This is a genomic window from Methylomonas sp. MK1, assembly GCF_000365425.1.
GTDB lineage: Bacteria > Pseudomonadota > Gammaproteobacteria > Methylococcales > Methylomonadaceae > Methylomonas.
Window position 1 is genome coordinate 246613 of the sequence record NZ_AQOV01000001.1, and the last position, 25166, is coordinate 271778.

Here is a 25166-nt window from a genome sequence, read left to right on the forward strand (position 1 = left end):
CTTTATTGCCAGTAACCGGTGGCTTGTTTAAGTTCCGCTTCGGCCCGCAAGGCATCGAAACGCGCGGTGATTTGCCGGGTATGCGCCTTATCGCGCGCCACTTCGGCTTCGATGTAACGGGTCACGGTCACCACACCGGCTTGGCGCTGTTCATTGACTAATCTCAGGGCTTCTTCGGCAGCTTTCACCCCTACGGCGCTGACCTCGGCGCGACTCAGAGCGTCTTGCAATTTGACTTGCGCCGATTTCAGCTGATGTTCGATACGTAAACGGGTCTGTCTGGCAGCCTCTTGCGCGGCGGTTAATTCGTGCTCGGCTTTCTTGATTCTTTCCTGCGTGGCAAAGCCGGAAAACACATCCACTTCCACCATCACGCCCGCCGTGACATTATCGCGATTGCTGCTGAAGGCCAGATCCTTACTGTCGGAACCGTAACTGACAAAAGCGTCGGCGCGTGGTAAGTGGGCTGCTTGCGCCACATCGAGCTGACGTTCGGCCATCGCCACGCGCTTCTGGGCGGCTTGTAATTCAGGATGGTTGCTCAGTGCCTGATTGAGTAATTCGTCGAAAACCGCCGGACTGGCGGGTAATGCGGCTTGTTGAGTTGAATTAATGACAAAGGCTTCGTTAGCGGGTAAACCTAGCAAGGTTTTCAACATACTTTGCGCCAACTCAATGGCGTTTGCGGCTTGGATTTCTGCATCCTTGGCTTCGGCCAACTGCACTTCCAAGGACAAGACATCTGATTTTAATACGGTGCCGGCATCGAAGCGAATGCGCGACTGATCCAGCTCGCTTTGCACTGCTGTGATGGAGCGCCGACTAATCTCGTGCGCTTCCATCGCCGCTAACTCGCCGTAATACGCGGCGGTGACGTTATTGACCAACTGATTGCGGGTCGCGGCATTTTCCAGTTCCGAGGTTTCGACGTTCAGTTCCGCCGCCTGTTTACGGTAATAATCTTGCCCGCCGCGAAACAACGAGTAGCTGGCTGTTACTTGCGGACGATAATTGTCCACGCCGCCGGGATGGTTGAAGTCGTTGCCGGCAAAGCTGAGCCGACGCTGGGCAATGATCATTGCAAAGGCCTGGGCCGGATTATCGCTATGCTGGTAAGACAAGCTGGCTTTGATTTGCGGGTAAAAACTGGCCAAAGATTCGCCCAACTGCGCATTGGCCTGCTCGATACGAGCTTGCATGATGCCGAGCTCGGGATTGTTCGCCAAGGCGGTTTCAATGGCTTGCTCCAGGCTGTATTGACTGGGCTCCGCATCGGCCAAGGCCGTATCCATAACCAACATCAGTGCGAAGGCAAGCTGCCTAAAATATCGATGTGTCATTGAGTAATCTGCATTCAGTTAGGGCAAATAGGGTGGTATGGAAGCTTAGACGCTTAGTTCCTTTGGTAAACCAACGGCACAGCCGTGTTCGTCATTCCATACCAGCACGGCATAAACCAGTTTCAGCCTTTCAGACGCATAATGCCAAACATTTTTAAGGTCAGTTTTTCATAATACGGCTCGCTGATACCCTTGCGGACTTTGCGCATAAAGTATTTTTCATAACCAATTTTAGCTAAATGCACCCATTTACCACTTGAAGCCCACTGCACGTTACGTGGTGGAATTTGCGGCATGGCCAGGAATGCCACGCCCGAATCGCCAAAGTCGGCCAAACACAGAGCATTCCAGGTGCCTTTTTCCTTTGGCTGCTTGCCATCCAGTTCCGCACGAATATTGTGGGCGGTAGCGGTGACCATCGACTCGATCATGTAACCGGTTTTTGGCGTACCGGTAGGCACTGGGGTTTGTTCCAGTGGCGGAATGGCGATACAAACGCCAATCGAATATATATTTTTGAAAGTGGGGTTGCGTTGATTCTCGTCAACAATCACAAAACCGCGTGGATTGACCAGTTTATCAATACCAGTCAATGCATCGACACCTTTAAAGGCCGGCAGAATCATACTGTGCTTGAACGGCAACTCGTGTTTCTTTTTCTCCTGACCGTTTTCATCCACCTCGGTGACATACATCATGCCGGCTTCGATCTTGTCGATTTTGGCATTGCAGATCCAGTTGATGTGCTTACTGCGCATCTCCGCTTCTAACATGCCCTTGGTATCGCCCACGCCGCCTAAGCCCAAATGGCCGACATAAGGCTCAGAGGTGACATAGGTCATTTTGACTTTATCGCGGATTTTACGTTGGCGCAGGTCGGTTTCGGCGATGAACATGTATTCATAGGCAGGGCCAAAGCAAGACGCCCCTTGGGCGGCGCCGACGATAATCGGACCTGGATCTTCGACAAACTTGTCCCAAAACTCACCGGATTCACCGGCATGATCGACATGACACACCGATTGGGTATGGCCGTTGGGCCCCAAGCCCGGCACTTCGTCAAATGCCAGTTTAGGCCCGGTGGCGATCACTAAAAAATCGTAATCGACTTGCGAGCCATCGGCCAATTCCACTTGATTATTTTCCGGATGAAAACGGGTGACTTTTTGTTGGATAAAGCCGATCTTCTTTTTCTTGAACATGGGTGCCAACTCCACCTTGATGTCTTCCGGCTTGCGCCAGTTGACTGCCACCCAAGGATTGGACGGTACAAAGTGAAAGGTTGGGGTGTCGGCGATCACCACCACTTCATCTTCTTTACGAGCGTTTTCTTTCATTTCCAATGCCATCGGGATACCGCCGATGCCCGCGCCTACGATTACGATTTTTGCCATGAGACTACTCCAAATTGATAGATAATTATTTTTTTCCGCTGTTATTGGCAGCTTTCTTTGATGCCCAATTTTTTAAGAATCATTTCCAGCGGGCAGAATCGGGTAAAACCGCTTTGAAACAAATTGGCCCCGACGAACGCGGTAAACCAAAGCCAATTGCTAGACTGAAATAACGGGCTGCCTTCAACGCCGAGACTCAGCGACAGCAAGACAAATAAGCCGGCGACGATACGAACAATGCGTTCCGCGGTCATGACAGCCTCTCTTTGCTGCGTTGCGCCAAGCTCTCGCACGATTGATCGATGCCGTGATGGTCGATGTCACACACCGATTCCAGCCACATGGCGTTGATGATGGCGAAGGACGCCGCGAAACCGACGCCGAGTATCCAAGCGAAATACCACATGATGTTTCTCCTTAATAAAGTGTATGGCTGTCTTTAAGTACAGCGGCTTCGGTCACGCTGCCCCACATCACCCGGTACACAAAACGGGTGTAGAGCAAGACGATAGGCAGAAAGATGATGGTGATCCAAAACCCCAGCAATAGCGTGTTATGACTGGAGGTACCGTCCCACAAAGTCAGACTGGAACTGGGCGCGGTTGAGGAAATCAACAGGAAGGGAAACAAACCAAACCCGACCGTCAGCGCCACACCGGTAATGCCTAGGCTACTGAGTACGAATGCCCCCATCCTCGACTCGCCCTTGCCTAACAACCAAGCCAGCGCGATACCGAAAAACGCAGTCAGCGGTGCCAGCCACATCCAGGGATAGGTCATGAAATGTTGCAACCAGCTTGCGCCATGGGCGACGACGGTTTTATGCAGCGGGTTGGACGGCGCGTCGGTAGCCGCCATCTGGGTAATTTCCGGACGATCAATACCAACAAAGACCCAAAGTGTTACTGCTGTTAAAGCGAGCAATAACATCGGCCCCAAGGATTTGACCGTGTTCACGGCGCGGTCGTGAATCACGCCCTCACTCCGCCATTTCAGAAACAATGCGCCATGAAAGGTCGTGAGCAAAAGCCCGGTCACGCCACACAGCAAGGCAAACGGACTCAATAGCGCCCAGAACGAACCGTCGTAAAACGAGCGCAGATCTTGGTCGAAATGAAACGGCAGGCCCAGAATTAAATTGCCCACCAACACACCGAGCAGAACCGGCGGCAAGGTGCTGCCGATGAACAGACTCCAGTCCCAACTGTTGCGCCAGCGGGGATCTTCAATCTTGCTGCGGTAATCAAACGCGGCCGGACGAAAGAACAAGGAAAACAACACCAACAGCATCGCCGCATACAGCCCGGAAAACAGTGTGGCATACACGGCCGGCCAAATCGCAAAAATCGCCCCGCCCAACAGCACTAGCCAAACCTGATTACCTTCCCAGGTGGCACCGACGGTATTGATGATTACCCGGCGCTCCACATCGGTTTTACCGATAAACGGCAGCAAAGTGCCAACCCCGAAATCAAAGCCTTCGGTCAATGCGAACGCAATGCCGACGACTCCGATAAAAACCCACCAAATCAGGCGGATGGTTTCATAATCAAACATAATGAACTCCTATTGATAAATGGATTAGGCAGGTTGGGGTTCGAAGCAATAACGCCCGGTATGCAAGCTGCTGGGCCCGAGGCGGACATACTTCAACATCAGATACATCTCGATGATCAGCAATATCGTGTAGAACAAGGCAAAGCCGCCGATACTGAACCACAGTTGCCCGGCGCTGAGGCTGGAAACGCTCATGTGAGTAGGCAATACACCGGAGATAGTCCAAGGTTGGCGACCGACTTCGGCAACGAACCAACCGGTCTCGGCGGCAATCCAGGGTAACGGGATGCACCAGACCGCCATACGCAACAGCCAGCGTTTTTGATCGGCTACTCGAGTGGCGCAGTAGTAAAAGGTCATCGCAAAGATGAACAGCATGATAAAGCCGCAAGCCACCATGATGCGGAAGGTCAAGAATAGCGGCGCGACTTTTGGGATCGTGTCGTTGGCGGCTTTTTGGATGGTGGCAGCATCTGCGTCGGTGACCTTGTCGGTGTATTTTTTCAGCAACAAGCCGTAACCCAGGTCGGCCTTGTGGTCAGCAAAATGCTGTTTGACGCTGGGGCTGTTGTCGCCGGCGCGCAGTTTTTGCAGATTGTCGTAAGCCACCATGCCGCTCTGGATACGCACTACGCTGTCTTCGCGCAAATCTTTGAGACCTTTGACCTCTTCGTCGACGGAGCGCGTGGCAATCAGGCCCAACACATAAGGCACTTTAAGCGCCAGGTCGGTTTTCTGATTGTCCTGATCGGGCAAACCAAACACGGTAAAACCTGCCGGGGCTGGGTGGGTATCCCATTCTGCTTCGATAGCTGCCAGCTTCATTTTTTGAGTTTCGCCGGAGGTGTAGCCGCTTTCATCGCCCAAGACGATGACCGATAAGATGGAGGCTAAGCCAAAAGCCGAGGCGATGGAAAACGAACGTCTAGCGAAGCCGATGTCGCGCTTGTTGAGCAAGTACCAGGAACTGATCCCCAGCACGAACATCGAGCCGGTGACATAACCCGCCGCGACGGTATGTACGAATTTAACCTGCGCCACCGGATTGAAGAACACGTCAGCAAAGCTGGTCATCTCCATGCGCAGGGTTTCGTAGTTAAACTCAGCCCCGACCGGATATTGCATCCAGCCATTGGCAATCAGAATCCATAAGGCCGATAGGCTGGTCCCAACCGCTAGTAGCCAAGTAACCGTAAGGTGCTGGACCTTGCTGAGTCTATCCCAACCGAAAAAGAACAAACCCACAAAGGTCGATTCCAAAAAGAACGCCATCCAGCCTTCCGCCGCCAGTATTGGACCGAAGATGTCACCGACGTAATGCGAGTAGTAAGCCCAGTTTGTGCCGAACTGAAACTCTAGCGTCAAACCGGTGGTGACGCCCATGGCAAAGTTGATCCCAAACAACTTGCCCCAAAACTTGACCATGTCCTTGTACACCTCTTTACCGGTCATCACGTAGACCGACTCCATGATGCCGAGGATAAAGGTCATGCCCAGGGTCAAGGGCACAAATAGAAAGTGATACAGCGCGGTTAGCCCGAACTGCATGCGTGACAGCATGACTATATCATCACCGAACATGGCGAGACTCCTGGGTGGGTTGTGAGGAAAAATCGGGATTGCTTTGGACCGGTTCGGCGGGCAAAGCAAAGTGTGCGGCGATGTCTGGTTTGGACACCGGGCGCTCTTGCCAGCGAAAGATCAAAAACCACAGGCTGGTAAGCAGGATGACTTTTATCAGCAGCGCTGCGGCTATTTCCCAGCGCAGCAAGCTGGATTTCGGTAAAGCCGAATGGGCGGAATCGTTCATAGCCGCCTCCTGATTTATTGGCCGGCCCCTTAAATTCACAGGAGTCGTCATTCCAGCGCTCGAGGTATCAGTTTCTGAGAATTGACCGAAAAACATACGCGGCTCACAAATATAATTAATCAATAATATTTTTATATCAATTTGCGTGCCAAGCGTAATTTCTCCGACTAATCAAGGTAGATAAGAGCCGATCACTATCGACAGGCGCAAAAATATGTTTCAAAATGAAACATTGAAACACTATTTAGGAAATTGAAACGAAAATGAAACGTGGCGCGCCGATTCTGCAACAGCCTCCCGCTTATTTAACCCGACTCCCTAAATGCCGCCGCCCCCAGGTGCGCCGGAGTCTAACGGTTTAACGGTATTCCGGCCGTCGCGGGAACGACGAATCCAGGAAATTTAACAGCGGTTATCAAGCCGGCCCTATTTGTCACTGCTATTCCGTTCGGGCAGAGCCATCGAAGCCCAGGCGGGTGTGCTCTTCGACCCTGCAAAGAGTAATAAGGGCCGGCTAGATAATATGTGACTGGCAATTCGGTAATTCTTCTATCACCGAACCAAAAGTTTATAGGTTTGCTCTACCATTTTAGTTAAGCCGCGCTCTTTAAAATGCAGCTCGGTCGCCAAGGCATCGTCGCTGGTCAGCAATTCCACTTCACACCAGTGGCTGTATAAACGCTCAACTTCATCGGCTTGTACGCTAAACGGCGGCCCAGGCATTTCGTGCTGGGGATAATCGAACGCTATCAGCAACATTTGCACGTTTGTCGGCAACAGGGAGGACAGTTTCATCACATAATCGATGCGCATATCCGGCGGCAAGGCCACCAGCGCCGCCCTATCGTAAACTGCATCAAACTCGCCGACGTCGGCAGTTTGTAATGCAAAAAAATCCCCGCAGAAAATCTGCAAACCATCCACCTCGCTGACCCAAAAATCGCCTTGGCGCCGCACGGTCGGTTGCAAATTGTTATCGGCGAAAAACGACTCGACAGCCAGCGGGCTTAATTCCACACCCACCACCTGATAACCCATGGCCAATAGCCAGAGCAAATCTTTACTCTTACCGCACAGTGGCACAAACACCCGCGCTTTTTCTGGGATAGACAAGCGCGGCCAATGCGTTTGAAGAATGGGGTTGAACTCATGCTTATGAAAACCAATTTGGTTCTGCTGCCAACGCTGATGCCAGAAATCATGATCCATAGCCTGCCCTCTCATTTGATTTTGCACGAACAGCCATTCTATTTGACTTGCCGGTTTGCTGCTCGGCATTATTAGTAGCGAAAAAGCGTATTTTTAGACAATGGCGAAGCTGATAGCAATCAGCCCTTCATGTCCGCTGGCGCTGCTTGTCGATACTGAGTTTCGTATAGCGTTTCACCGGTTAAAAAGCCACCTTGACCCGCCAATACCTTGGTCGCCAGCCATTCGGATTTATTCGTGGACGTTATTAACTCGCCCTCAATAAATATAAGCCGACGCAAGAACCCATGGACGTAGATCTAACAAATCGTGATACATTTCGATGCGTCGCGCGGTCAGGCGAACCGGAGCCGTTGCGAACGTTTCTTCTGCATTGGCAGGATAAGAAAAACCGGTTCAGCACACGCTGCCGAGCAAGTCATGCCGGCTTAACTCAGCAGTAGACAATTTTTAACCCATCACAAGGAATTTTTATGGAACGTCGCGATTTTATTCGATTGAGTGCCGCCGGTGCGGCGATAAGCGCCATTGCGCCAAGCCTGGCCCAAGCCGCGGAAGCCGGTAAACAACCTACACCGCCGGGCGATGTGTTTTACACCAAGGATGCGCAAGGCCGCTGGGCCGGCAAAGCCGCGACGCACCTGCCGGTAATTGAAGTCGTTAAAGCCGACGGCAAAGCCACCGTCAAAATCACGACGCCGCACGAAATGAAAGGCTACGAACATTACATTATCAAACATGTACTGCTGGATAAAGACTACAAATTCCTGAACGAGCGGATGTTTGATCCCAGCAAAGATCCGGCAGCCATTTCCGAATTCAGTCTGGCGGGATACTCAGGCACGGTCTACGCATTAAGCCTGTGCAACAAGCACGATCTTTGGTTGAGCAGCGCCGAAGTCTAAAAAGTTGACCCGCGATGACAGGGAAGTTATCGCGAATTTCCGGCTGATAGCACTATTTGCCTATCCTATTCACTAAGCGGTTGTCATCTGCAAATTGGGACGATTAAATATCCGCTAATTTAATCGCCTTCAAAAAACCATGCGCCCCGATCAGGCCATCAACCTCAACCCTATTGCCGATTTCCTGCACGCGCCGGTAGCCATCGATGTAGCCGGCGCCAGCCCGAGCAATCGCCCCTTGCTGACTCGCGGATTAGGCTGCCGGGTTTTGGATGAAGGCCGGCAATTATGCGTTTTCGTGTCGCAGCCTAGGTCCAAGGCTTTACTTGATACGTTGCAAATTGGCTCGCGAATCGCGGCGGTATTTTGTTTACCGTCCACCGAACAAGCCATCCAAATTAAAGGTTTAATTAACGACATCAGACCTTTGACCGCCGCGGAACAAGAAACGCTATCCGCCTGCCAACACGGTTTTGCCGCCGCAATAGCCTGTCTGGGTTATAGCGCCGAGTTCAGCGCCAATTATCGATATGCCGCGGATTGCGTGTCCTTAATCATCACGCCCCACGACATTTACGAACAAACGCCTGGCCCATTAGCCGGCAGCCGCCTGATTCGACCCGTTTCATGAGCCCGACGCTAGAAGCATTACGCCCTTGTTTTGAAGGCGCGATACCGGCGGCGCTGGCCACTTGCGCGACTGACGGCACCCCCAACGTGGCATATTTGTCTCAAGTGCAATATGTCGATGCCACGCATCTGGCGCTGACTTTTCAATTTTTTAATAAAACCCGCGCCAATATCCTGGCAAATCCCCATGCCAGCTTGTGCGTGACCGATCCATTCACGGCCACCAGTTACCGGCTGGCAATCCGGTATTTGCGCACCGAAACAGCCGGTCCCTTGTTTGAAGTCATGCGCGCGAAGCTATCGGGTATCGCCGCACACACCGGGATGACCGAGGTGTTTCGCTTACTGGGCGCGGATATTTATCAGGTACTGGACATAGAACTGCTGGTTGGGCCGACGCCGTTACCGGCACCGCCCAGGCCCAAGCTGCTGCCGTTGTTACGCCGAGCGACCGCGCAACTCAATCGCTGTGTCGATCTGGACAGCCTGCTCGGCGCGACGCTAAACACGCTGACCGAGGATTTCGGGATCGCTCACGTCATGCTATTGCTGCACGACGAAACCCGCGCCTGTCTGTATACCGTCGCCAGTAGTGGTTACGACGTCGCCGGGATAGGTTCGGAAATTGCGCTGGGCCACGGCGTGATCGGCATTGCCGCTCGCGAGCGCACTGCGATCCGGATCGCCCACATGACTCAGGAATACGGCTACGGCAAGGCGGTTCGCGAACAAATGGAGCGTATCGGCCTAACCGGCCAGCTGGAAACGGCCATCCCGATGCCGGGCATCGCTGAAAGCCGCAGCCAAATGGCGATTCCAGTGCTTTGGGCTCAACGGCTGTTGGGGGTAATTTATGTCGAAAGCCCTGAAGACCTGGCTTTTGGCTATGACGAGGAAGATGCGCTGACAGTACTGGCCGACCATTTGGCCGCGTCGATGCAAGTACTCGCGGGCGCAGAGTCATGCCTTGATGCGGACGTAGCTATCGACTCGCCGCCGCCTCCGGTGCCGCAAGACTCGCTATTGCAAGTTCGCCATTTTCCGCGCGATCACAGCGTGTTTGTGGACGATTTATATCTGATCAAAGGCGTGGCCGGCGCGATTCTGTGGCACTTGCTGCGGTGTCATCAAGAAACCGGCCGCAGCCAATTCAGCAACCGGGAGTTGCGTTTACAAGCTGAGTTGGGCTTGCCTGAGATCGCGGATAATCTGGAGACCCGCTTAGTGTTGTTAAAACGCCGATTGGATGAACGCCAATGCGGTATTCGCCTGAAAAAGACCGGGCGCGGGCAGTTCGGCCTCCAAGTGGATAATCGCTTGTCCTTAGATGACGCCAGTTAATTGCTTTGCGCCCAGCCGCCGTAAAATAGCTACCCCGGCATTAGCAAATTAGTGATTTTTTAAGATTTCATGCCGGTTTTCTTAACAGTGTTCGGCCGGTTTTCTGGCTAAACTGGCGCCGTTTTCAATTCCACAGATAATAATTTTATGGCAATCAACTTTATCCGCATCGCCGTGGTTTACGCGATCATTGGTATAGGCATCGGCATTTACATGGCTGCCAGCCATTCTTTTCTACAACGCGACACTCACGCGCACGCCAATCTGCTGGGCTGGGTGTCCTTGGCACTCTCGGGACTGATCTACCAAGTCTTCCCGGCCCTGGGCAACCATGTTCTAGCCAAAGCGCATTTCTGGCTGCATAACCTCGGCTTGCCTGTCACCATCGTCGGGATAGCGTTGTTGTACGATGGCAACCCGACCGTAGGCGAACCGCTGGCCGGCATCGGTTCCAGCGTGGTTGCTTTGGGATTTCTGGCCTTGCTGATCAATGTATTTAGAACACCGCTATCGGATCAGGTTTAAGTACGAGTAATCTTCGCTGTTATCGATGTCCAGTTCCGCTTCCGGCAACGGGATTTTTACCAAGTGGCTATCGAGCTTAGCCAACAGCGACTTGGCCCCGCGATCGCCAGTCAAACTTGCGAGCTGTTGAAAAAATTCGGCCGGAAACACGGCCGGCACGCCAAACGACTCCGCGTACTGACTCGCCACAATGCACTCCGGCGCCTGCTGCCAAGCCCGCAGCAGGTTTTGCAGATGCGCGGCGTTAATCAGGGGTTGATCGCACAGCATCAATAACACCGCGCCGGCCGTGGCCGGCAAGGCTTCGATACCTGCTCGAATCGAGCCGGCCATGCCGTCCGCCCAGTCCGGATTCAGTGCCACGCTGATGCCGTCCAGATCGACAGCTGCTTTTATCGCCTCGGCATTTGCGCCCAACACCACCACAACACGGTCCGCCAAAACGGATTGCGCGTTGGTAAGCGCATGTGCCAGTAATGGCCGGTCTTGCCAGATCAGCAATTGCTTGGGGCTACCCATCCGGCTGGACGCACCGGCCGCCAGGATGATGGCATGCACATTATCAATGGCTGCAAGCATGCTTTATGGCGACGACTTCACTGCCTAATTGCAGGCCGCTGCGACCATTGAGCTGGGCATGGATGCCGGCCACGATAGACAGCGCAATCTCTTCCGGGGTTTGCGCACCTATGTCCAGTCCTACCGGGCCGAATACCCGCTCGTTAATTAGCGCGGCATCATCGCCCAGGCTTTGCAATAGCCGCTGTTTGCGATGCGCCGGCCCCAACAGACCGATAAACGGCACCCGGCAATGGACGATGACTTGCAAGTAGCGTTGGTCGTATTCAATGTTGTGCGTCATCATCATGATGGCGTTAAAGCGATGCAAATCCAGCTGCGCCGTCACCTGTTCCGGTGTTAGATGCAATAATTGATCAGCTAAAGGAAAACGCTCGGGCTTGATATGTGCGGGCCGGTGATCGACTAAGGTGACGCGCCAACCCAAAGACTTGGCACAGTTCACCAACGGTATTGCATCGGCACCGGCACCAAAGATCAGTAACTGCCACGGCGGTTGCACCGGGTCGTAAAAGGCTTTGATCTCCTGGCCGTCGAGCAGATGCGTTTCGATGCGCGGTTTTTGTTGCAAGGCCGTTTGCAGCGCCGCCGTGGAAAATGGAAACGGCGCGCTGGGCAAAATTGGCTGCTCGCCGACGATAGCGGCCGGCAAGAACTGGCTGCGTCCGGGCGGAAAATCCGCATGCCCCGAATCAAATACCGTCACCAATACCCCATGAGCCTGGGTCTCGGCGGCTTCGACCAGCAGATTCAACGGACTAAATTCTTGCTCGGCTTTTAATAACTGCAACAACACCCTAACCGCGCCGTTACAACCCAGGCCCAAGCCCCAGATCGCATCATCCCCGGAACGCATATCATAAAACAGCGTTTTGGCTTCGCCGGTTGCAAAGACCGAAGCGGCCTGCTCCACCAAATCCCGTTCGAAGCAGCCGCCGCCCAACAAACCGACCAACTCGCCGGTCTGGGTAATCAGCATCCGCGCGCCGGCCTTTTGGTACGTGGAGCCAGAGGTTTCGATAATGGTCGCCAGCACGCTGTCTTCCTGGTCGCGTTGCAGTTGCCGATAGGCTTCGAGCAGATGATTGATGTGATTGGCCATGATTTACTCGCTTGCGGGTGTGCCGGCGATTGTACTAGCCATATCAACTCCAGCTCAAATCGGTGCGCAATAGCGGCAATTGCCTAACCCGCACGCCGGTGGCGGCGAAGATCGCATTGCACACAGCTGGTGCCAACGGCGGCAGCGCAGGCTCACCCAGACCGGTGACCGGATAGTCGGTTTTCAGAAAATGCACCTCCACCTGGGTCGGCGCATCGGCGATACGGATCATCGGATAATCGCCAAAATTACTTTGCACGATACGGCCTTTTTCGATGTTCAACTCTTGGAACATCAAGGCCCCCAAACCATCGACCACCGAACCCTGCACCTGATTTTCCGCGCCGCTAAGATTGACGATTTGCGCGCCGATGTCGGTGACGACCACGACTCTATCGACTTTAAGCTTGCCGTCTTTGGATACCGTGACTTCGGCGACTTGGGCAATGTAACCCAGATGACTGAAATGAAAGGCGATGCCATGCCCTTGGCCACGTGGGAAAGTTTTCTTGCCCCACTCGGCCTTTTCCGCGACGTGCTGCAACACATGCTTCATCCGGTTCACATCGTAAGGGATACCTTGCTGACCGGTGCCAGGAATAAAGCCTTTATCGCCCAGGATTTCTAAGCGAAACGCCAGCGGATCGCGACCGGCGGCGTGCGCCAGTTCGTCGATAAAACTATGAAACACCCAAGCGAACACATTACTACGGGGCGCTCGCCATGGCCCCATGGGGATATTGCACTCCAGCGGGGTTTGCTCCAGCAAACAGTTTTCTACCCACCGACCAGGAAATTCGTCGCCGGACAGATTGGCGCCGCTGCCCAGTTCCAAGGTTTCCTTGCCATCCTTCACCACTTTATGGGCAAAGGTCACAAAGTGGTTATGCCAGGCGATCAGCTTACCTTTGTCGTCCAGGCCGCCCTTTAAAAAGTGAAAGCCGCCGGCGCGGAATTGATCGTGTTGCAAATCGTCTTCGCGGGTCCAGGTCAGTTTGACCGGCACACCGATTTGCTTGGCAATCGCCGCCGATTCGATGAGGTAATCGGGGATCAAACGCCGACCAAAGCCGCCGCCGCTGCGGGTGATATGCAGTGTGATTTTCTCCTTGGGAATCCCCAAGGTTTCCGTAACGATCTTCTGCCCGGCTTCCGGGTTTTGGGTCGGTGCCCAAATTTCGATGCCGCCGTCCTTGAACCAGGCCGTACAATTTTGTGGCTCGATGCTGGCATGGGAGATAAACGGGTAGCTATAGGCCGCTGCCACGGTTTTATCCGCGTCTTCCAGCGCTTGCTTCGCGTCGCCGTCGTTACGCAGCACTTCACTACCGGCCTGTTCGGATAATTCCTTGGCCTTGGCGGTAAAGCCGACCCAACTTTGCGCGGCCGCCGGGCCTTCGTCCCACACCACTTCCAATTGCTTGCGGGCAGTAAACGCCGCCCAGGTGGAATCGGCGACTATCGCCACACCCGACAACAAGCCTTTTAAGCTGGTACCGCCCTCCACAATAAACGCATGTTTTACGCCAGGCAGAGTCTTGATTTTATCCAGGTTGGCGCTAACTACCTTGCCACCGAAAGCCGGACATTTTTGATAGGTTGCATACAACATCCCCGGCAGTTGTACATCGATGCCGAATAAAGGCTTACCGGTGACCACGCTGGGGTTATCTACCCCGCCGATCCGCGTGCCCAGTAATTTATAGTCCTTGGGGTCTTTTAATTTCACCGATTCCGGCGCTGGCACCTGGATCGACACCGCCTTTTCCACCAGTTGCCCATAGCTAAGCTGCTTACCGCTGGCCGGATGATGCACGGCGCTGTCCTTGGCAACCAGTTCGGCGGCGGGTACCCGCAGCAGTTCGGCGGCCGCCAGAATCAGCATAGTCCTGGCCGTCGCGCCGAGCTTATGAAACTCCTGGTAGTTGGTCGGCGTGGAACGCGAACCGCCGGCACTTTGGCTACCGTAAATCGGATCAAGATCGCCCTGCACGATTTGCACATCCAGCCAATTAACCTCCAGCTCCTCGGCGATCACCATCGGTAGCGAAGTCTTTATGCCCTGGCCTATCTCCGGCTGCTTGCTGATCAAGGTCACTTTGCCGGTCGGTGCGATGTGGATAAAGGCATTGGGTTTGAATACGCTGCTTTCCGCAATGGTGGACGGTTTGGCGACGCGCTTGCTAGCGCTATCGGCTACATTCAGATAAAAACCCAGCACCAAGCCACCACCGGCCAGCGTGGATTTGCGCAAGAAATCGCGGCGGCTGGCATTTTCCAATTCGTATTCGTTCATATCGACTCCTTGACAGCGAGTTCAGCAGCGCGGTGTATGCCGGCACGTATCCTTAAATAAGTCCCGCAACGACAGAGATTACCGGCCAGTTCGACATCGATCTCGGCGTCGGTCGGACGGGGATTTTTTTTCAATAGCGCAGCCGCAGTCATGATCTGCCCAGCCTGGCAATAACCGCATTGCGGCACATCCAGTTCCTGCCAGACTTTCTGCAATGGATGTTCGCCGCTGGGATGCAGGCCTTCTATGGTGGTGACCTGACTGGAGCCGACTTTGGCAATCGGCGTCAGACAAGCCCGGGTCGGCTGACCGTCGAGATGCACGGTACAGGCGCCACACTGCCCAACTCCGCAGCCGAATTTGGTACCGACCAGATTGAGATGATCGCGCAGCACCCATAACAAGGGCGTGTCGGGATTAACATCCACGGTCTTTTGCGTACCGTTGACGTTGACTGTGTATTTGCTCATAAGAATCGATTATTTGTTGGTTGTAATTATGTGGAGCACGCTCGTAGCAGTCCACTGTAAAGCAATAATCACACCGGATATGCTCGGCAGATACCTTTCAGATCTGCGCCTTATAAACGATTGAATATCAAGATATTTATCCGGCAAATCGACTCTCCAGAAGAAAACAACCCGCTTATAGCAATCTTACTTCCGCGTCAATAACCGCTAAGCAGCTGCTGTATCAACATCTAATCAGCAACTTTTGCTGACCTACCAACACATCAATCACCGTTAAATCTATAAATTTCTTTGCAAACAACGAGTTGAAAACTGGCATATAAATTGACTAAGTAATTAGGCGATATAGCAGATATTAAGGATTATCTCGTATTGTTAAAACCGCTATATTCCTAAGTTTATTCAGGCCTATATATCCTAAATAAACTTAGGAATATAGCGGCTTTAAATAGTGACTTTAACTAAACATTTCCCAGGGGGATATTATGAAAACTACTGTAGCGCTGATTGCCAGTGCCTTATTAATTGCCAGCAGCGGCGTATTTGCCGAAGAACATGCCGCCGAATCGTTAAAACATGCTGAGCATGCCGTAACCCATGGCAAAGCGGGCCATGCGGATCAATTGGTAGAGCACGCCGAAAAATCCTTAGCTCACGTCGATAAAGCGGAGAGCGCCGCTACTGGCGAAGCAAAAGCACACATTAGCGCCGGTAAAAAATCACTGGAAGAAACCATTGCGCATGGCAAACAAAACCACGCTGAAGTAGCGACCAAACATGCCGAAGAAGCCGTAGGCCACTTCAAGGCAGGTAATATTTAAAATACTGTAACGTAATACAAAACAGACAGAACGCACTTAATTGCCTGGCCCGGATAAATCCCGGACCAGGCAATTATAGATAATGATCATGTCGATAATATTAATTACATTTTTTTATAAAAAAGGGACTATTTAAAATGGCAAAAATAACCAATTTGCGGGTTGGCGAATCATTAGTCGGTGAAGGCAATGAAATAGCCCATATCGATTTAATCATTGGTCCACGCGGCTCCGCAGCGGAAACTGCTTTTGCAAATGCGTTGACCAATAATAAAGACGGCTTTTCCACTTTATTGGCGGTGGTAGCGCCCAACTTACTGGTGAAACCGGCCACGATCTTGTTCAACAAAGTCACGATCAAAGGCTCAAAACAAGCCGTACAAATTTTTGGACCGGCGCAACGTGCGGTCGCCATTGCGGTAGCGGAATCGGTTGAAGAAGGCATCATTCCCGCCGACGAAGCCGACGATTTGTTTATTTCCGTGGGCGTATTCATTCATTGGCTGGCTGAAGATGACGCCAAAATCGAAGAATACAATTACAAAGCCACTAAGGAAGCGATTGCCCGGGCTGTCGCCGGCTTCCCAAGTTCCCAAGAAGTGATTGCCGCTAAAAAGGACGCTAAACATCCTTTCGCAACCAATAACGTTTAACTTTTCAGTGTGCCAGATCAGAGCCGTTTTGATGTTTGCAACGACAACACATAGCCGTTTGAAACCCGCCTTTGCGGGTTTCTTCGATTTGGCGCAATCATTTATCTAAGCGGCAAAACACTGATAACAAGGATCAGACTGTGCGTAGCCAAGCCGTCACCGAACTGTAAAATGCATGACTGCCACTAATTCAGCAAATGTAGGGTGCAACTGTGCTTAATCTCTATCGCGTTATCCTTGGCATCACGCTAGTTTTAGGAATGTCATGCACACAAGCCAGCCCCGGTCCGGAAGCGGCCACGGATCAGGTAAGAGCCAGCCTGATTGTGTCTCATACTGCCGTGCATCCTGGTGATGAGATCTTGATTGGCGTACACCAGCAGATTATTCCGCATTGGCACACTTACTGGAAAAACCCTGGCGACTCGGGCCTCCCAACCAAAATTCAATACCAACTACCGTCTGGCTGGTCGGTGGGCGAGATCCAATGGCCTACGCCTAGCAAAATTGTACTGGGGCCTGTCGTCAATTACGGCTATCACGATGCCGTCACCCTACTCTCGCCGCTGCGGGTACCCGAGAATGCTGAAGTGGGCACAGCATGGCCCATATCAGCGAAAGTGAAATGGTTGGTTTGCGAGGAAGCCTGCATTCCCCAAGAGGTGGAATTAGCAATACAGTTGCCGGTGGTCGCCAAAGGAGTGGCGGTAGGCCCAGCTCATCCTTTGATAACAGCCACCCAAAAGTCCTGGCCTGTTGAATTACCCTGGCAAGCCAGCTTGCTTGAGGGGTCGGCCGGCACGCTCCGGTTACACTTTACTGGCGAACAACTGCCTGCGCCAGACAATCAAGCGCTAGCCTTCTATCCCGACCGTTGGGGACCGATTTCCCATGCTGGCGAGCAAATCACAAGCGTAGCCGACCAAGGTCTGGATATCAGCTTGCAAGCCGGTGACCAGCCATTAAGCCCCGGACAAACGCTGACCGGCGTACTGACAGTAGGCAGCGGCGACGCTTTGCGCGCTTATCAGATCAGCGCCGTGTGGCCTGGCACTGTAAATGCCCCTCAGGCTGAGCCGGCCAACGCTTTGGCCGATCAAACCTTGCCGACCGCCCTATTACTGGCCTTGGCCGGTGGTTTGATATTAAATCTGATGCCCTGCGTATTTCCGGTGTTGTCGTTAAAAGCCCTGGCACTGATAGAACAAGCCGCCCACGATCCTAGCAAAACGCGCAGACACGGTTGGGCTTACCTGGCTGGCATATTAGTCAGTTTCACCGCATTGGCCGCTGTGTTGGTCGTTGTCAAAGCCGGTGGAGCCAGCATTGGCTGGGGTTTCCAGTTTCAGTCACCGTGGTTCGTAACGATACTGACCTATTTGATATTTGCGGTGGGCTTAAGCTTATCCGGAGTCTTCAATATCGGCACCGGCATCACCGGCTTGGGTCATAAGCTGGCCACTCGGGACGGTTATGCCGGGAGCTTTTTCACCGGAGTGCTGGCCGCAGTCGTGGCAACCCCCTGCACCGCACCCTTCATGGGCGCAGCGCTCGGCTTTGCAATCACCCAACCACCGGCAACAATGATCGCCGTATTCCTGAGTTTGGGCACGGGATTGGCCCTACCTTACTGGCTGCTTTGCCAATGGCCGATACTCCAGCGCTGGCTACCCAAACCAGGGGCATGGATGGAAACGCTGAAACAAGGCCTAGCCTTTCCGATGTACGCCACCGCCGCTTGGTTGATTTGGGTGCTCGCCCGTCAGGCAGGCCCAGAAGCCGTTGCGGGTGCATTGGGCGGCTGTGTGTTGGTTGCCCTCGCTATCTGGTTATTGCAACTTAGCCGCGACACCACCCAACTTAAACGCCTGGTCATCAATACCAGCGCCTGTGTAACTTTGCTGCTGGCCTTGCTGGCGGGCGAACTGGGCATCGAGACCTCGACCCATACGGGCCATGAAACTGACAGCAAAAATCAAAACTGGCAAGCTTACAGCGCTGAAAAACTGGCCCAATTGCGCAGTGAAGGCAAACCGGTATTCGTCAATTTCACCGCCGACTGGTGCATCACCTGTTTAGTCAATGAACGCGTTGCCTTAAGTAGCGAAGCGGTTCGCGGCGCCTTTCACAGCGCTGAGGTGACTTACCTAAAAGGCGACTGGACCAACCGCGATGCCGACATCGCCAAGGTATTGGGCCAATTTGGTCGCAGCGGGGTGCCCTTATATTTGTATTTCGGACCGGGAGCGCAGGAGGCGACGGTATTACCGCAAATTCTGACCCCCGATCTCGTTATCGGCGCCATTCAAAGCGCCCGTCTTTAACCATCAGCAATGGAGTATTTATGATTTCTCAGCGTTTGTTCGGATTGATGACCGTTAGTTTAATGCTATTAATGCCGGCCCCTGCCAAAGCAGAACCGGTGGTAGGCCAGCCGGCACCGGCGTTTTCTGCGGCGGCGGCCGAAGGCGGGACCTTGAGTTTGGCGGCTCTGCGCGGCAAAACCGTGATTCTGGAATGGACCAATGCCGACTGCCCGTTTGTGCAAAAACATTACCAATCCGGCAATATTCCAAATTTACAAAAACAAGCCCAAAGCCAAAACATCGTCTGGTTGCAAGTCATTTCTTCCGCGCCCGGCAAACAGGGCTTTGTCGATGCGGCAACCGCAAAAAAACTTAATCAAGAACGCAAAGCTTCACCCGCTAACACCCTGTTTGACCCGGATGGTGCCGTGGGTAAATTGTACGGTGCCACTAACACCCCGCAATTGTTCATCATCGATCCCAATGGCGTGTTGCTTTACAAAGGCGGCATAGACAGCATTGCCTCGGCAGACCAGGCCGACATCGCAACGGCTGAAAACTATATTTCGTCAGCACTAAAAGAATTGGCGGCAGGTAAAGCCATCAGCAAAGCGGTAACCAAACCTTACGGCTGCACCGTCAAATATGCCGGTTAATGCCTGCAGTAGCTGAAATTACCTTTCATGAGTGGGACAGTGACGCAAAACCTTGTGTCTCTGTCCTAGTCACCGCCTTATGAGCAGATTACTGTTCGCACTGCTGATACTGCTATCAGCTTGCGCTCCCCAAGAATACTTCCGTACCAATATCAGTGTAAAACCTTGTCTAGCCAATGCCGCTGCGGATTGCAGCGCCGCGAATTTAGTCGTCAACCGGCAAGATGACTACACCTTGGGTTTCGTGGAATTCGACGACGACGGCCGTTTCTACGATCAACGCCAGTCCGATGCCGTATTAGCGTGGTTGCAAGACAGCCAACAACCGCAATATGTGGTGCTTTATACCCACGGCTGGCACCACAATGCCAAGGACAGCGATAACAACGTCCGCCGTTTCAAGGAAAGTTTGCGCGACATCAAACTGCGTAACCCGCATTACCGGGTAGTCGGCATCTACTTGGGCTGGCGCGGCGAAACGGTGGAAACGCCCTGGCTGCGGGCTTTGACCTTTTGGGAGCGGCGGTCGGTCAGCGAACGCCTAGGACAAAAGCAATTTCTAGATTTCTTGTTAAATGTCGAAGCTGTCGTCAAACGCGATGCCGATCCGGATAACCGCTTGCTGACCATAGGCCATAGTCTAGGCGCGTCCGTGATGTTAAACGCACTACAACCGGTCTGGTTGCAACGCTTGCAACAGGGACGCGGCGACCAAGCCCGCTTTGGTGACATGGTGTTGTTGGTCAATCCGGCGGTTGAAGCCAGGCGTTTTGCCGCTCTGCGCGCGGCCATCCGCCGAGTGGCTGTAACGAATCACCCTATGCAGACAAACCCATTGATGGTAGTTGCCAGCTCCGAAGCCGATAACATCACCAAAAACATGTTTACCTATAGCAGAGCCGTGCCGGCCTGGTTCGAGTCGGTATTCGATCCGGTCGAGCAAGCGGACATGCAGGGCGCGACGCAATGGGATTTAGCAGCGACCGCCGTCGGACATTTTCGCGGTTTTATCACCCATCGTTTGGAAACGACCGCTACGGCATCGGCAAATCAGTCGTGTACAGTCGATACCGCTAGCGGCATTAATGCGTCGCCTAATCCGTTAATGCTAACCGGACCGGAAGGGATTATGGCCAGCGCTGCGGTTTGGCGAGTAGCGGACGGCTTGCAATTACGTCCCGTAGCCGAGGTGCCGATGGACGATCCGCTATGGGTTGTGCAGACCGATAAATACGTACTGCCGAATCACGGTTTCATGGCTCAAAAAACGTTTTGGTGTTTTATCGAAGGGACTTTGAGTCTTGCCGCCAGTCACGGATAAAGAGGGCTTATCGGACTAATTGAGAAAGAATAACCGGCAACCCAAGCTACTCTCAAAACGAGTAGATTTTTTAAGGTTACGCAGTTGTTGCTAACGTATAGTAATTTTCATTCCTACTACATCGTTACCGCCCTGTGATTAGTTTTTCATACTTCTTTCCGTTGAAGCGCCAAACTGTGTTTTCCGAGTGTCCAGCTGAACCGGCCAGTATCTCTAGTGAATTCAATCCGTGATGGATTCCTTTTTTTATAGAGAGCCCGTAACCGCTCCAATTAAGTATCACTTCATATGCACCTTGCGACTTACGTAATACATATATGGGACACAAATAAGCACCACAACCACAAGGTGCTTGTGTAGTAGCAACCACATACTCCAGTTTGTTAGTCGATGCGGATAGTGGCAAGGACTGTCCAATGTAAGTACAAGTAGCCATTTCCGGTATATTACTATCGAAGGCCGCTAGTGTAACCGCAACGTCGTTCGGAACTGGCTGAAGCGCAGGGTCTTCGATGCCAAAGCTAAACGGCGGAGTAGCGTGAGCAGGAATAGATAGACTCCACGCGATTAAAGGAATCAGCAAGGCTCGCATCACCATTCTGCCCGATCCGGGGGATTTGATCATTGGGGATAAATTTATTTTTAATATAGACAATGCCACTGTCCTTAGTAGGAAAGGCATTCTTGCCTACGCCCTAAAAATTATCAACACGATTTGAGAGTGGATTGCTCCAACCCTCTTGTTTTCAAAAAATGGAATTGAATACCGAGTCAGCAACTTAATCGCATTTTTCGCAGGCGTTTTCTAAAGAATGGCGGGCAACTGTCGTGCCATTGGCGGGGTAATGTCGTCACGGAACAGGCCAATCAAGCGCTAGACTGAGGGCCAGTGATAAAAAAGGAGTTCCAAATGCTTATACAAAAACTGAGATTGCAACATGGCTGGTCGCAACAACAACTGGCCGATTTAAGCGGCATCAGCGTCCGCACCATTCAACGAATCGAGCGCGGACAAACGGCAAGCGTGGAATCCCTGAAGTCACTGGCGGCGGTCTTTGAGATCGATTTTTCACAGTTAAATTCGGAGTCGGGTATGAATAGCACTTTAAGTCAGGGCATTAGTAAAGAAGAAATCCTCGCGCTGGAACACGTGCGCAAACTGCGGCGGTTTTATACGCATTTGCTTCAATATCTGGTCGTCATCGGCGCTTTGGGTATCTTGAATCTGGTGCAAACACCTCACCATCTGTGGGTGATCTGGCCGGCGTTGGGCTGGGGTGTGGGCCTGTTGATTCATGCCTCGTCGGTATTCGACATCCTGCCTTTCTTCGGCGCGGAGTGGGAGAAAAAACAGGTCGAGAAGCGTTTGGGGCGGTCGTTGTAAATTGCAATACGATCTGGGGACGCAGCTTTACTGCGCTGCGTCCCCGATTTTATTTACGCGGCAAAGTGTATTTAACGTTTGAGCCAGGACTAGAGGCGAGTCGCAGCGTTAGCGTATTTGGAATAAATAGAGTCGCAGTTTTTGCGATTCAGACCATTTGGATTTTTTGACGGTTATTTCGGCCTAGCATCGCCCGGATACCAGAACTGGCTATGACACTGCTCGCAGGCTTGTTCGACTTCGCCGCCGGCTTTTTCCAGTTCCTCTACATTTTTGGCGTCTATTGCTACCAGTAAACCTTGCGCGGTGCTTTGCAGGCTTTGCGCACGTTGTACAAATTCCTGGCGATGCTCGGCAATCAGGGTTTTAATCGCAGCGGGTGTCAGTTCGGCGCCGCCGCTGGAGGTGACGGCATTGGCAGCGGCAATGGGCCGATTTTCGATCAACAGCAGATTTGTTGCTTCGACCACAGACAAGGCGTGTTGTCGCAGCAAGCGCCAGTCTTCGTCGGTTTGAGGCTGGCGTTCTTCGGTACCGGTGGCAGTACTAACCGATGATACGGAGTTCCACACGAAGTCGATATTCGGATCGATGATCGAGGTCATGATCTCTTGCAGCGTCGCCACCGGTTTGAAAGGAACAGGCGGCGCAGCAGGCTCGGTAGGGGCCGGGTTGCAGGCCATCAATAGGCTGGCAGACGCCAAGCTGCCGGCAAAAACTTTTAAACGTGAATTAAATTGTTTGAACATCGGCAATCCCGTTGCGAATAAAGGAGACGCCAGCTCTATGCTGGAGCGTCCTTACACTGAAAATGAATGAATCGGCGTTACGCAAAAAAGCCGATAAAACGCCCGGCAAAGGCCACACCCAACCACAGACTCAATGCCAGTCCACCCGTAGCTTTCGCCAGCCAGATTTGCTTGGAGTCGCGGGCCGCAACCCACCGGTAGAGGGTGAAATACACCAGCAAGGCAAGGCCTAACAGGATGAATTTGGCCCAAAAGAAATCGTTGGCGTAGTAACTGGTGGCGGCCGGGATAAAGATCAGCAGGCCGGATACCACCAATAGCGTCAGGCCGGTCCAGAATAATTTGCGAGTGCTCCGCTGAATTTCCGCGAGCGGCACGGAACTTAAGCCCAGGCCGAGTAAATTCAGACTGGTCAGCAGCACCGATGCCAGCAGCAAGATCATGCCGGCGATATGGCCCAGTTCCAATACCGCGCAGAACAAATGGTCCAGGCTGCCTATGAAGCGGCCAAACGCGCTGGATTGCAAAGCTTTGAAGAGTTCGAGGACAGACATAAGGCTTATTGGTAACTCAAGTAAGGGATCAAACGCCCGGCGATGACCACCAGGCTCCACAAAGTTAGTGACGTGAAACCGGCAAAGCGCACCGCTGCCGGTAGCGTGGCTGCATTGCCCCAGTGCCCGACGTCGCGGCCCCATTTCAATTCAAACCACAAGGCATTGATGCCGGCCAAGGCGATAAAACCCAGCTTGTAGAAAAACACCGGCAACGTGATAATTTTTGCCGCCGTCGCCACGAACAGCAAAATCCCGGTCACGAAGATGATTAAAAACCCGACCAGCAACCAGGGCCTAAGCGGATGCAAGACTTGCCCAACCGGCAACTGCGGCAGAAACAGGCCGAGCAGGCGCAGATCAACAAAAAACAGTAAACCCAAGGCAACTGCCAGGCCGATCAAATGCAGGCCTTCGATCAAGGGAAACATGTACACCGACTCGCGTAGCGCGGTACCGAACTCGGAATCGTTAAGTAGTTGGGCAAATTCGACTAATGACATGATGAGCTTATTTTTTCGGTTCTTCAGCGGCGACCAGTCCGAAGCCGCCGTTGTTCTCGGCGCAGACGCGTTCATATTGATCGAGGATAGGCTCTTTAAGCGCTACCTTGCCGGTGTAATTGGCCGGCTCGACCTCGAAGTGCCAGCCGTTGGGCTGATCCTTTGCGGTCCATTTGCGTGCTGGCACCGTCACGGTAAACGGTCGAGTGTAGACGGTCGGGTCGCTTAATACGGCTTCGTAGGTGTAGCGGTCGCCATCGTTGCTAAATATGTAACGCTCCTGGATATGGCCGTTTTCGCTGATAAACTCGCCGGAGCGGCCGAACAAGGCTTTGCCGTTTTGATTGGTTACGTCCACCACCAGCGTATTGCCTTCCCAATGGCCGCGCGAATCGCCATTCCACAGCTTGATGTTGTCCGGCAAATGCGGCTTGCCATCCAGGTGAATGATGCGGGTGCCGGAGTTGAATTGAAACAACACATAACCCGGATATTGGCTGATTTCGTAACCGTGCCAAAACAAGGATTTTGGAATGCCGCCCGGTGCGCAGCGCGCCAAGGGTTCAATGTATTCCGGTTTGACCGGGTCGTGGAAATGCGCCTGAAAATCCTTGACCTTATCCAGCGCCCAAGGCTGAAACGGCACCTGACCGTCGGCAGGATCACTCACCCGGCTGGGCGCGCGTTCTTCTCGCGGACCTTTGGCTACCCGATTGGGATTGGGGTCGTTCAGGATGCCGCCTTGCGGGTCGGTAAAATTATTGTGGTTGGCGATAGTGTTGGACCAATGGCCTTGCACGTCCGGTTGGCCGTCGGCGGTTTTCGGGCCGGTCCATTTGCCGGAGACGATTTTCGGGAAACTTCTTTCCTGTTCGATGCCGGGGCCGCCGAGTTTTAGCGGTTTCGTAGCCGGTTGAGCCGGTTTCGCAGCCGGTGCGTCCGGTTTTTTCGTCTCGTCCGCAGCATATAGGCTAGGCGCGGCGGTGAGCATTACGCTGATGGCCAGCCCGGAAACTAGCGCAGAGCGACTTGTATTCATGTGTGTCATAACGTCCTCGTCT

27 protein-coding genes are annotated in these 25166 nt (G+C 53.0%); 10 read left to right on the forward strand and 17 right to left on the reverse strand.

Annotation, left to right across the window (positions count from 1 at the left end):
• Positions 1 to 2: 2 nt before the first annotated feature.
• The 8 genes from G006_RS0101080 to G006_RS0101115 form a co-directional block, all read right to left on the reverse strand.
• On the reverse strand, positions 3 to 1340 hold the full coding sequence (locus tag G006_RS0101080) for a TolC family protein (protein ID WP_020481304.1): 1338 nt from the start codon (positions 1338 to 1340) through the stop codon (positions 3 to 5).
• 122 nt (positions 1341 to 1462) lie between these two features.
• Positions 1463 to 2734: an NAD(P)/FAD-dependent oxidoreductase gene (locus tag G006_RS0101085; RefSeq protein ID WP_020481305.1), complete on the reverse strand. Its 1272-nt coding sequence runs from the start codon at positions 2732 to 2734 to the stop codon at positions 1463 to 1465.
• Between the two features lie 41 nt (positions 2735 to 2775).
• Positions 2776 to 2988 (reverse strand): YgaP family membrane protein, encoded by a 213-nt coding sequence (locus tag G006_RS0101090; protein ID WP_020481306.1) that lies wholly within the window; start codon positions 2986 to 2988, stop codon positions 2776 to 2778.
• Positions 2985 to 3140 (reverse strand): cytochrome bd-I oxidase subunit CydX, encoded by a 156-nt coding sequence (gene cydX / locus G006_RS29400; protein WP_020481307.1) that lies wholly within the window; start codon positions 3138 to 3140, stop codon positions 2985 to 2987. The genes G006_RS0101090 and cydX overlap by 4 nt, the downstream gene beginning before the upstream one ends.
• An 11-nt stretch (positions 3141 to 3151) precedes the next feature.
• A complete protein-coding gene (cydB, locus tag G006_RS0101100) occupies positions 3152 to 4291 on the reverse strand; it encodes a cytochrome d ubiquinol oxidase subunit II (RefSeq protein WP_020481308.1) in 1140 nt (379 codons plus the stop codon).
• Between the two features lie 24 nt (positions 4292 to 4315).
• Positions 4316 to 5872 carry a cytochrome ubiquinol oxidase subunit I gene (locus G006_RS0101105; protein ID WP_020481309.1) on the reverse strand — a complete coding sequence of 519 codons (1557 nt, stop codon included), beginning with the start codon at positions 5870 to 5872 and terminating at the stop codon, positions 4316 to 4318.
• Positions 5862 to 6101 carry a cytochrome oxidase putative small subunit CydP gene (gene cydP, locus G006_RS0101110; protein ID WP_020481310.1) on the reverse strand — a complete coding sequence of 80 codons (240 nt, stop codon included), beginning with the start codon at positions 6099 to 6101 and terminating at the stop codon, positions 5862 to 5864. The genes G006_RS0101105 and cydP overlap by 11 nt, the downstream gene beginning before the upstream one ends.
• A gap of 552 nt (positions 6102 to 6653) precedes the next feature.
• Positions 6654 to 7325, reverse strand: coding sequence for a thiopurine S-methyltransferase (locus G006_RS0101115; RefSeq protein ID WP_235048807.1), 672 nt, complete (start codon positions 7323 to 7325; stop codon positions 6654 to 6656).
• 458 nt (positions 7326 to 7783) lie between these two features.
• Here G006_RS0101115 and G006_RS0101120 point away from each other — a divergent pair, with 458 nt between their 5' ends.
• The 4 genes from G006_RS0101120 (at position 7784) to G006_RS0101135 (ending at position 10711) form a co-directional block, all read left to right on the forward strand.
• On the forward strand, positions 7784 to 8215 hold the full coding sequence (locus G006_RS0101120) for a desulfoferrodoxin family protein (RefSeq protein ID WP_020481312.1): 432 nt from the start codon (positions 7784 to 7786) through the stop codon (positions 8213 to 8215).
• Positions 8216 to 8354: 139 nt separating this feature from the next.
• On the forward strand, positions 8355 to 8846 hold the full coding sequence (locus G006_RS0101125) for a hypothetical protein (RefSeq protein WP_020481313.1): 492 nt from the start codon (positions 8355 to 8357) through the stop codon (positions 8844 to 8846).
• On the forward strand, positions 8843 to 10186 hold the full coding sequence (locus G006_RS0101130; RefSeq protein WP_020481314.1) for a GAF domain-containing protein: 1344 nt from the start codon (positions 8843 to 8845) through the stop codon (positions 10184 to 10186). The genes G006_RS0101125 and G006_RS0101130 overlap by 4 nt, the downstream gene beginning before the upstream one ends.
• Positions 10187 to 10333: 147 nt before the next feature.
• On the forward strand, positions 10334 to 10711 hold the full coding sequence (locus G006_RS0101135; RefSeq protein ID WP_020481315.1) for a hypothetical protein: 378 nt from the start codon (positions 10334 to 10336) through the stop codon (positions 10709 to 10711).
• Here G006_RS0101135 and G006_RS0101140 read toward each other — a convergent pair.
• From G006_RS0101140 to G006_RS0101155, 4 genes are read right to left on the reverse strand one after another with little or no spacing between them, the layout of a single operon-like run.
• A complete protein-coding gene (locus G006_RS0101140) occupies positions 10694 to 11290 on the reverse strand; it encodes a nucleotidyltransferase family protein (protein WP_020481316.1) in 597 nt (198 codons plus the stop codon). The two genes, G006_RS0101135 and G006_RS0101140, sit on opposite strands and share 18 nt — an antisense overlap.
• The gene (locus G006_RS0101145) at positions 11274 to 12392 is read right to left on the reverse strand and encodes an XdhC family protein (RefSeq protein WP_020481317.1); all 1119 of its coding nucleotides are present in this window, start codon (positions 12390 to 12392) and stop codon (positions 11274 to 11276) included. The genes G006_RS0101140 and G006_RS0101145 overlap by 17 nt, the downstream gene beginning before the upstream one ends.
• Positions 12393 to 12435: 43 nt before the next feature.
• A complete protein-coding gene (locus tag G006_RS0101150) occupies positions 12436 to 14688 on the reverse strand; it encodes a xanthine dehydrogenase family protein molybdopterin-binding subunit (RefSeq protein ID WP_020481318.1) in 2253 nt (750 codons plus the stop codon).
• The gene (locus tag G006_RS0101155) at positions 14685 to 15158 is read right to left on the reverse strand and encodes a (2Fe-2S)-binding protein (RefSeq protein ID WP_020481319.1); all 474 of its coding nucleotides are present in this window, start codon (positions 15156 to 15158) and stop codon (positions 14685 to 14687) included. Before G006_RS0101155 ends, G006_RS0101150 begins: the two co-directional genes overlap by 4 nt.
• A gap of 485 nt (positions 15159 to 15643) precedes the next feature.
• Here G006_RS0101155 and smbP point away from each other — a divergent pair, with 485 nt between their 5' ends.
• The 5 genes from smbP to G006_RS0101180 all read left to right on the forward strand — a co-directional run bounded on the left by smbP (position 15644) and on the right by G006_RS0101180 (position 20915).
• On the forward strand, positions 15644 to 15979 hold the full coding sequence (smbP, locus tag G006_RS0101160; RefSeq protein WP_020481320.1) for a small metal-binding protein SmbP: 336 nt from the start codon (positions 15644 to 15646) through the stop codon (positions 15977 to 15979).
• Positions 15980 to 16116: 137 nt separating this feature from the next.
• Positions 16117 to 16632 (forward strand): formaldehyde-activating enzyme, encoded by a 516-nt coding sequence (gene fae, locus G006_RS0101165; protein WP_020481321.1) that lies wholly within the window; start codon positions 16117 to 16119, stop codon positions 16630 to 16632.
• A gap of 260 nt (positions 16633 to 16892) precedes the next feature.
• Positions 16893 to 18956 carry a protein-disulfide reductase DsbD family protein gene (locus G006_RS0101170; protein ID WP_020481322.1) on the forward strand — a complete coding sequence of 688 codons (2064 nt, stop codon included), beginning with the start codon at positions 16893 to 16895 and terminating at the stop codon, positions 18954 to 18956.
• 20 nt (positions 18957 to 18976) lie between these two features.
• Positions 18977 to 19594 carry a redoxin domain-containing protein gene (locus G006_RS0101175; protein ID WP_020481323.1) on the forward strand — a complete coding sequence of 206 codons (618 nt, stop codon included), beginning with the start codon at positions 18977 to 18979 and terminating at the stop codon, positions 19592 to 19594.
• Positions 19595 to 19673: 79 nt separating this feature from the next.
• Positions 19674 to 20915 (forward strand): hypothetical protein, encoded by a 1242-nt coding sequence (locus G006_RS0101180; protein ID WP_020481324.1) that lies wholly within the window; start codon positions 19674 to 19676, stop codon positions 20913 to 20915.
• Between the two features lie 124 nt (positions 20916 to 21039).
• Here the strand turns inward: G006_RS0101180 and G006_RS0101185 are convergent, their stop codons facing one another.
• The gene (locus G006_RS0101185; RefSeq protein ID WP_152428776.1) at positions 21040 to 21570 is read right to left on the reverse strand and encodes a hypothetical protein; all 531 of its coding nucleotides are present in this window, start codon (positions 21568 to 21570) and stop codon (positions 21040 to 21042) included.
• A 255-nt stretch (positions 21571 to 21825) separates the two neighbouring features.
• On the opposite strand from G006_RS0101185, the gene G006_RS0101190 reads away from it, so the two are divergent.
• A complete protein-coding gene (locus G006_RS0101190) occupies positions 21826 to 22299 on the forward strand; it encodes a 2TM domain-containing protein (RefSeq protein WP_020481326.1) in 474 nt (157 codons plus the stop codon).
• A gap of 173 nt (positions 22300 to 22472) precedes the next feature.
• Here G006_RS0101190 and G006_RS24615 read toward each other — a convergent pair whose 3' ends face one another.
• From G006_RS24615 to G006_RS0101210, 4 genes are all read right to left on the reverse strand, one after another.
• Positions 22473 to 23048: a cytochrome c gene (locus G006_RS24615; RefSeq protein WP_020481327.1), complete on the reverse strand. Its 576-nt coding sequence runs from the start codon at positions 23046 to 23048 to the stop codon at positions 22473 to 22475.
• A 77-nt stretch (positions 23049 to 23125) separates the two neighbouring features.
• Positions 23126 to 23602, reverse strand: coding sequence for a DUF6644 family protein (locus tag G006_RS0101200; RefSeq protein ID WP_020481328.1), 477 nt, complete (start codon positions 23600 to 23602; stop codon positions 23126 to 23128).
• Positions 23603 to 23607: 5 nt separating this feature from the next.
• The gene (locus G006_RS0101205; RefSeq protein ID WP_020481329.1) at positions 23608 to 24105 is read right to left on the reverse strand and encodes a DUF6644 family protein; all 498 of its coding nucleotides are present in this window, start codon (positions 24103 to 24105) and stop codon (positions 23608 to 23610) included.
• A 7-nt stretch (positions 24106 to 24112) separates the two neighbouring features.
• A complete protein-coding gene (locus G006_RS0101210; RefSeq protein ID WP_020481330.1) occupies positions 24113 to 25144 on the reverse strand; it encodes a hypothetical protein in 1032 nt (343 codons plus the stop codon).
• Between the last annotated feature and the right edge of the window lie 22 nt (positions 25145 to 25166).

Excerpts from the sequence above, each read along its gene's own strand:
- G006_RS0101080 (WP_020481304.1), bottom strand. The coding sequence starts at position 1,340 with ATGACACATCGATATTTTAGGCAGCTTGCCTTCGCACTGATGTTGGTT.
- G006_RS0101085 (WP_020481305.1), bottom strand. The coding sequence starts at position 2,734 with ATGGCAAAAATCGTAATCGTAGGCGCGGGCATCGGCGGTATCCCGATG.
- G006_RS0101090 (WP_020481306.1), bottom strand. The coding sequence starts at position 2,988 with ATGACCGCGGAACGCATTGTTCGTATCGTCGCCGGCTTATTTGTCTTG.
- cydX (WP_020481307.1), bottom strand. The coding sequence starts at position 3,140 with ATGTGGTATTTCGCTTGGATACTCGGCGTCGGTTTCGCGGCGTCCTTC.
- cydB (WP_020481308.1), bottom strand. The coding sequence starts at position 4,291 with ATGTTTGATTATGAAACCATCCGCCTGATTTGGTGGGTTTTTATCGGA.
- G006_RS0101105 (WP_020481309.1), bottom strand. The coding sequence starts at position 5,872 with ATGTTCGGTGATGATATAGTCATGCTGTCACGCATGCAGTTCGGGCTA.
- cydP (WP_020481310.1), bottom strand. The coding sequence starts at position 6,101 with ATGAACGATTCCGCCCATTCGGCTTTACCGAAATCCAGCTTGCTGCGC.
- G006_RS0101115 (WP_235048807.1), bottom strand. The coding sequence starts at position 7,325 with ATGAGAGGGCAGGCTATGGATCATGATTTCTGGCATCAGCGTTGGCAG.
- G006_RS0101120 (WP_020481312.1), top strand. The coding sequence starts at position 7,784 with ATGGAACGTCGCGATTTTATTCGATTGAGTGCCGCCGGTGCGGCGATA.
- G006_RS0101125 (WP_020481313.1), top strand. The coding sequence starts at position 8,355 with ATGCGCCCCGATCAGGCCATCAACCTCAACCCTATTGCCGATTTCCTG.
- G006_RS0101130 (WP_020481314.1), top strand. The coding sequence starts at position 8,843 with ATGAGCCCGACGCTAGAAGCATTACGCCCTTGTTTTGAAGGCGCGATA.
- G006_RS0101135 (WP_020481315.1), top strand. The coding sequence starts at position 10,334 with ATGGCAATCAACTTTATCCGCATCGCCGTGGTTTACGCGATCATTGGT.
- G006_RS0101140 (WP_020481316.1), bottom strand. The coding sequence starts at position 11,290 with ATGCTTGCAGCCATTGATAATGTGCATGCCATCATCCTGGCGGCCGGT.
- G006_RS0101145 (WP_020481317.1), bottom strand. The coding sequence starts at position 12,392 with ATGGCCAATCACATCAATCATCTGCTCGAAGCCTATCGGCAACTGCAA.
- G006_RS0101150 (WP_020481318.1), bottom strand. The coding sequence starts at position 14,688 with ATGAACGAATACGAATTGGAAAATGCCAGCCGCCGCGATTTCTTGCGC.
- G006_RS0101155 (WP_020481319.1), bottom strand. The coding sequence starts at position 15,158 with ATGAGCAAATACACAGTCAACGTCAACGGTACGCAAAAGACCGTGGAT.
- smbP (WP_020481320.1), top strand. The coding sequence starts at position 15,644 with ATGAAAACTACTGTAGCGCTGATTGCCAGTGCCTTATTAATTGCCAGC.
- fae (WP_020481321.1), top strand. The coding sequence starts at position 16,117 with ATGGCAAAAATAACCAATTTGCGGGTTGGCGAATCATTAGTCGGTGAA.
- G006_RS0101170 (WP_020481322.1), top strand. The coding sequence starts at position 16,893 with ATGTCATGCACACAAGCCAGCCCCGGTCCGGAAGCGGCCACGGATCAG.
- G006_RS0101175 (WP_020481323.1), top strand. The coding sequence starts at position 18,977 with ATGATTTCTCAGCGTTTGTTCGGATTGATGACCGTTAGTTTAATGCTA.
- G006_RS0101180 (WP_020481324.1), top strand. The coding sequence starts at position 19,674 with ATGAGCAGATTACTGTTCGCACTGCTGATACTGCTATCAGCTTGCGCT.
- G006_RS0101190 (WP_020481326.1), top strand. The coding sequence starts at position 21,826 with ATGCTTATACAAAAACTGAGATTGCAACATGGCTGGTCGCAACAACAA.
- G006_RS24615 (WP_020481327.1), bottom strand. The coding sequence starts at position 23,048 with ATGTTCAAACAATTTAATTCACGTTTAAAAGTTTTTGCCGGCAGCTTG.
- G006_RS0101200 (WP_020481328.1), bottom strand. The coding sequence starts at position 23,602 with ATGTCTGTCCTCGAACTCTTCAAAGCTTTGCAATCCAGCGCGTTTGGC.
- G006_RS0101205 (WP_020481329.1), bottom strand. The coding sequence starts at position 24,105 with ATGTCATTAGTCGAATTTGCCCAACTACTTAACGATTCCGAGTTCGGT.
- G006_RS0101210 (WP_020481330.1), bottom strand. The coding sequence starts at position 25,144 with ATGAATACAAGTCGCTCTGCGCTAGTTTCCGGGCTGGCCATCAGCGTA.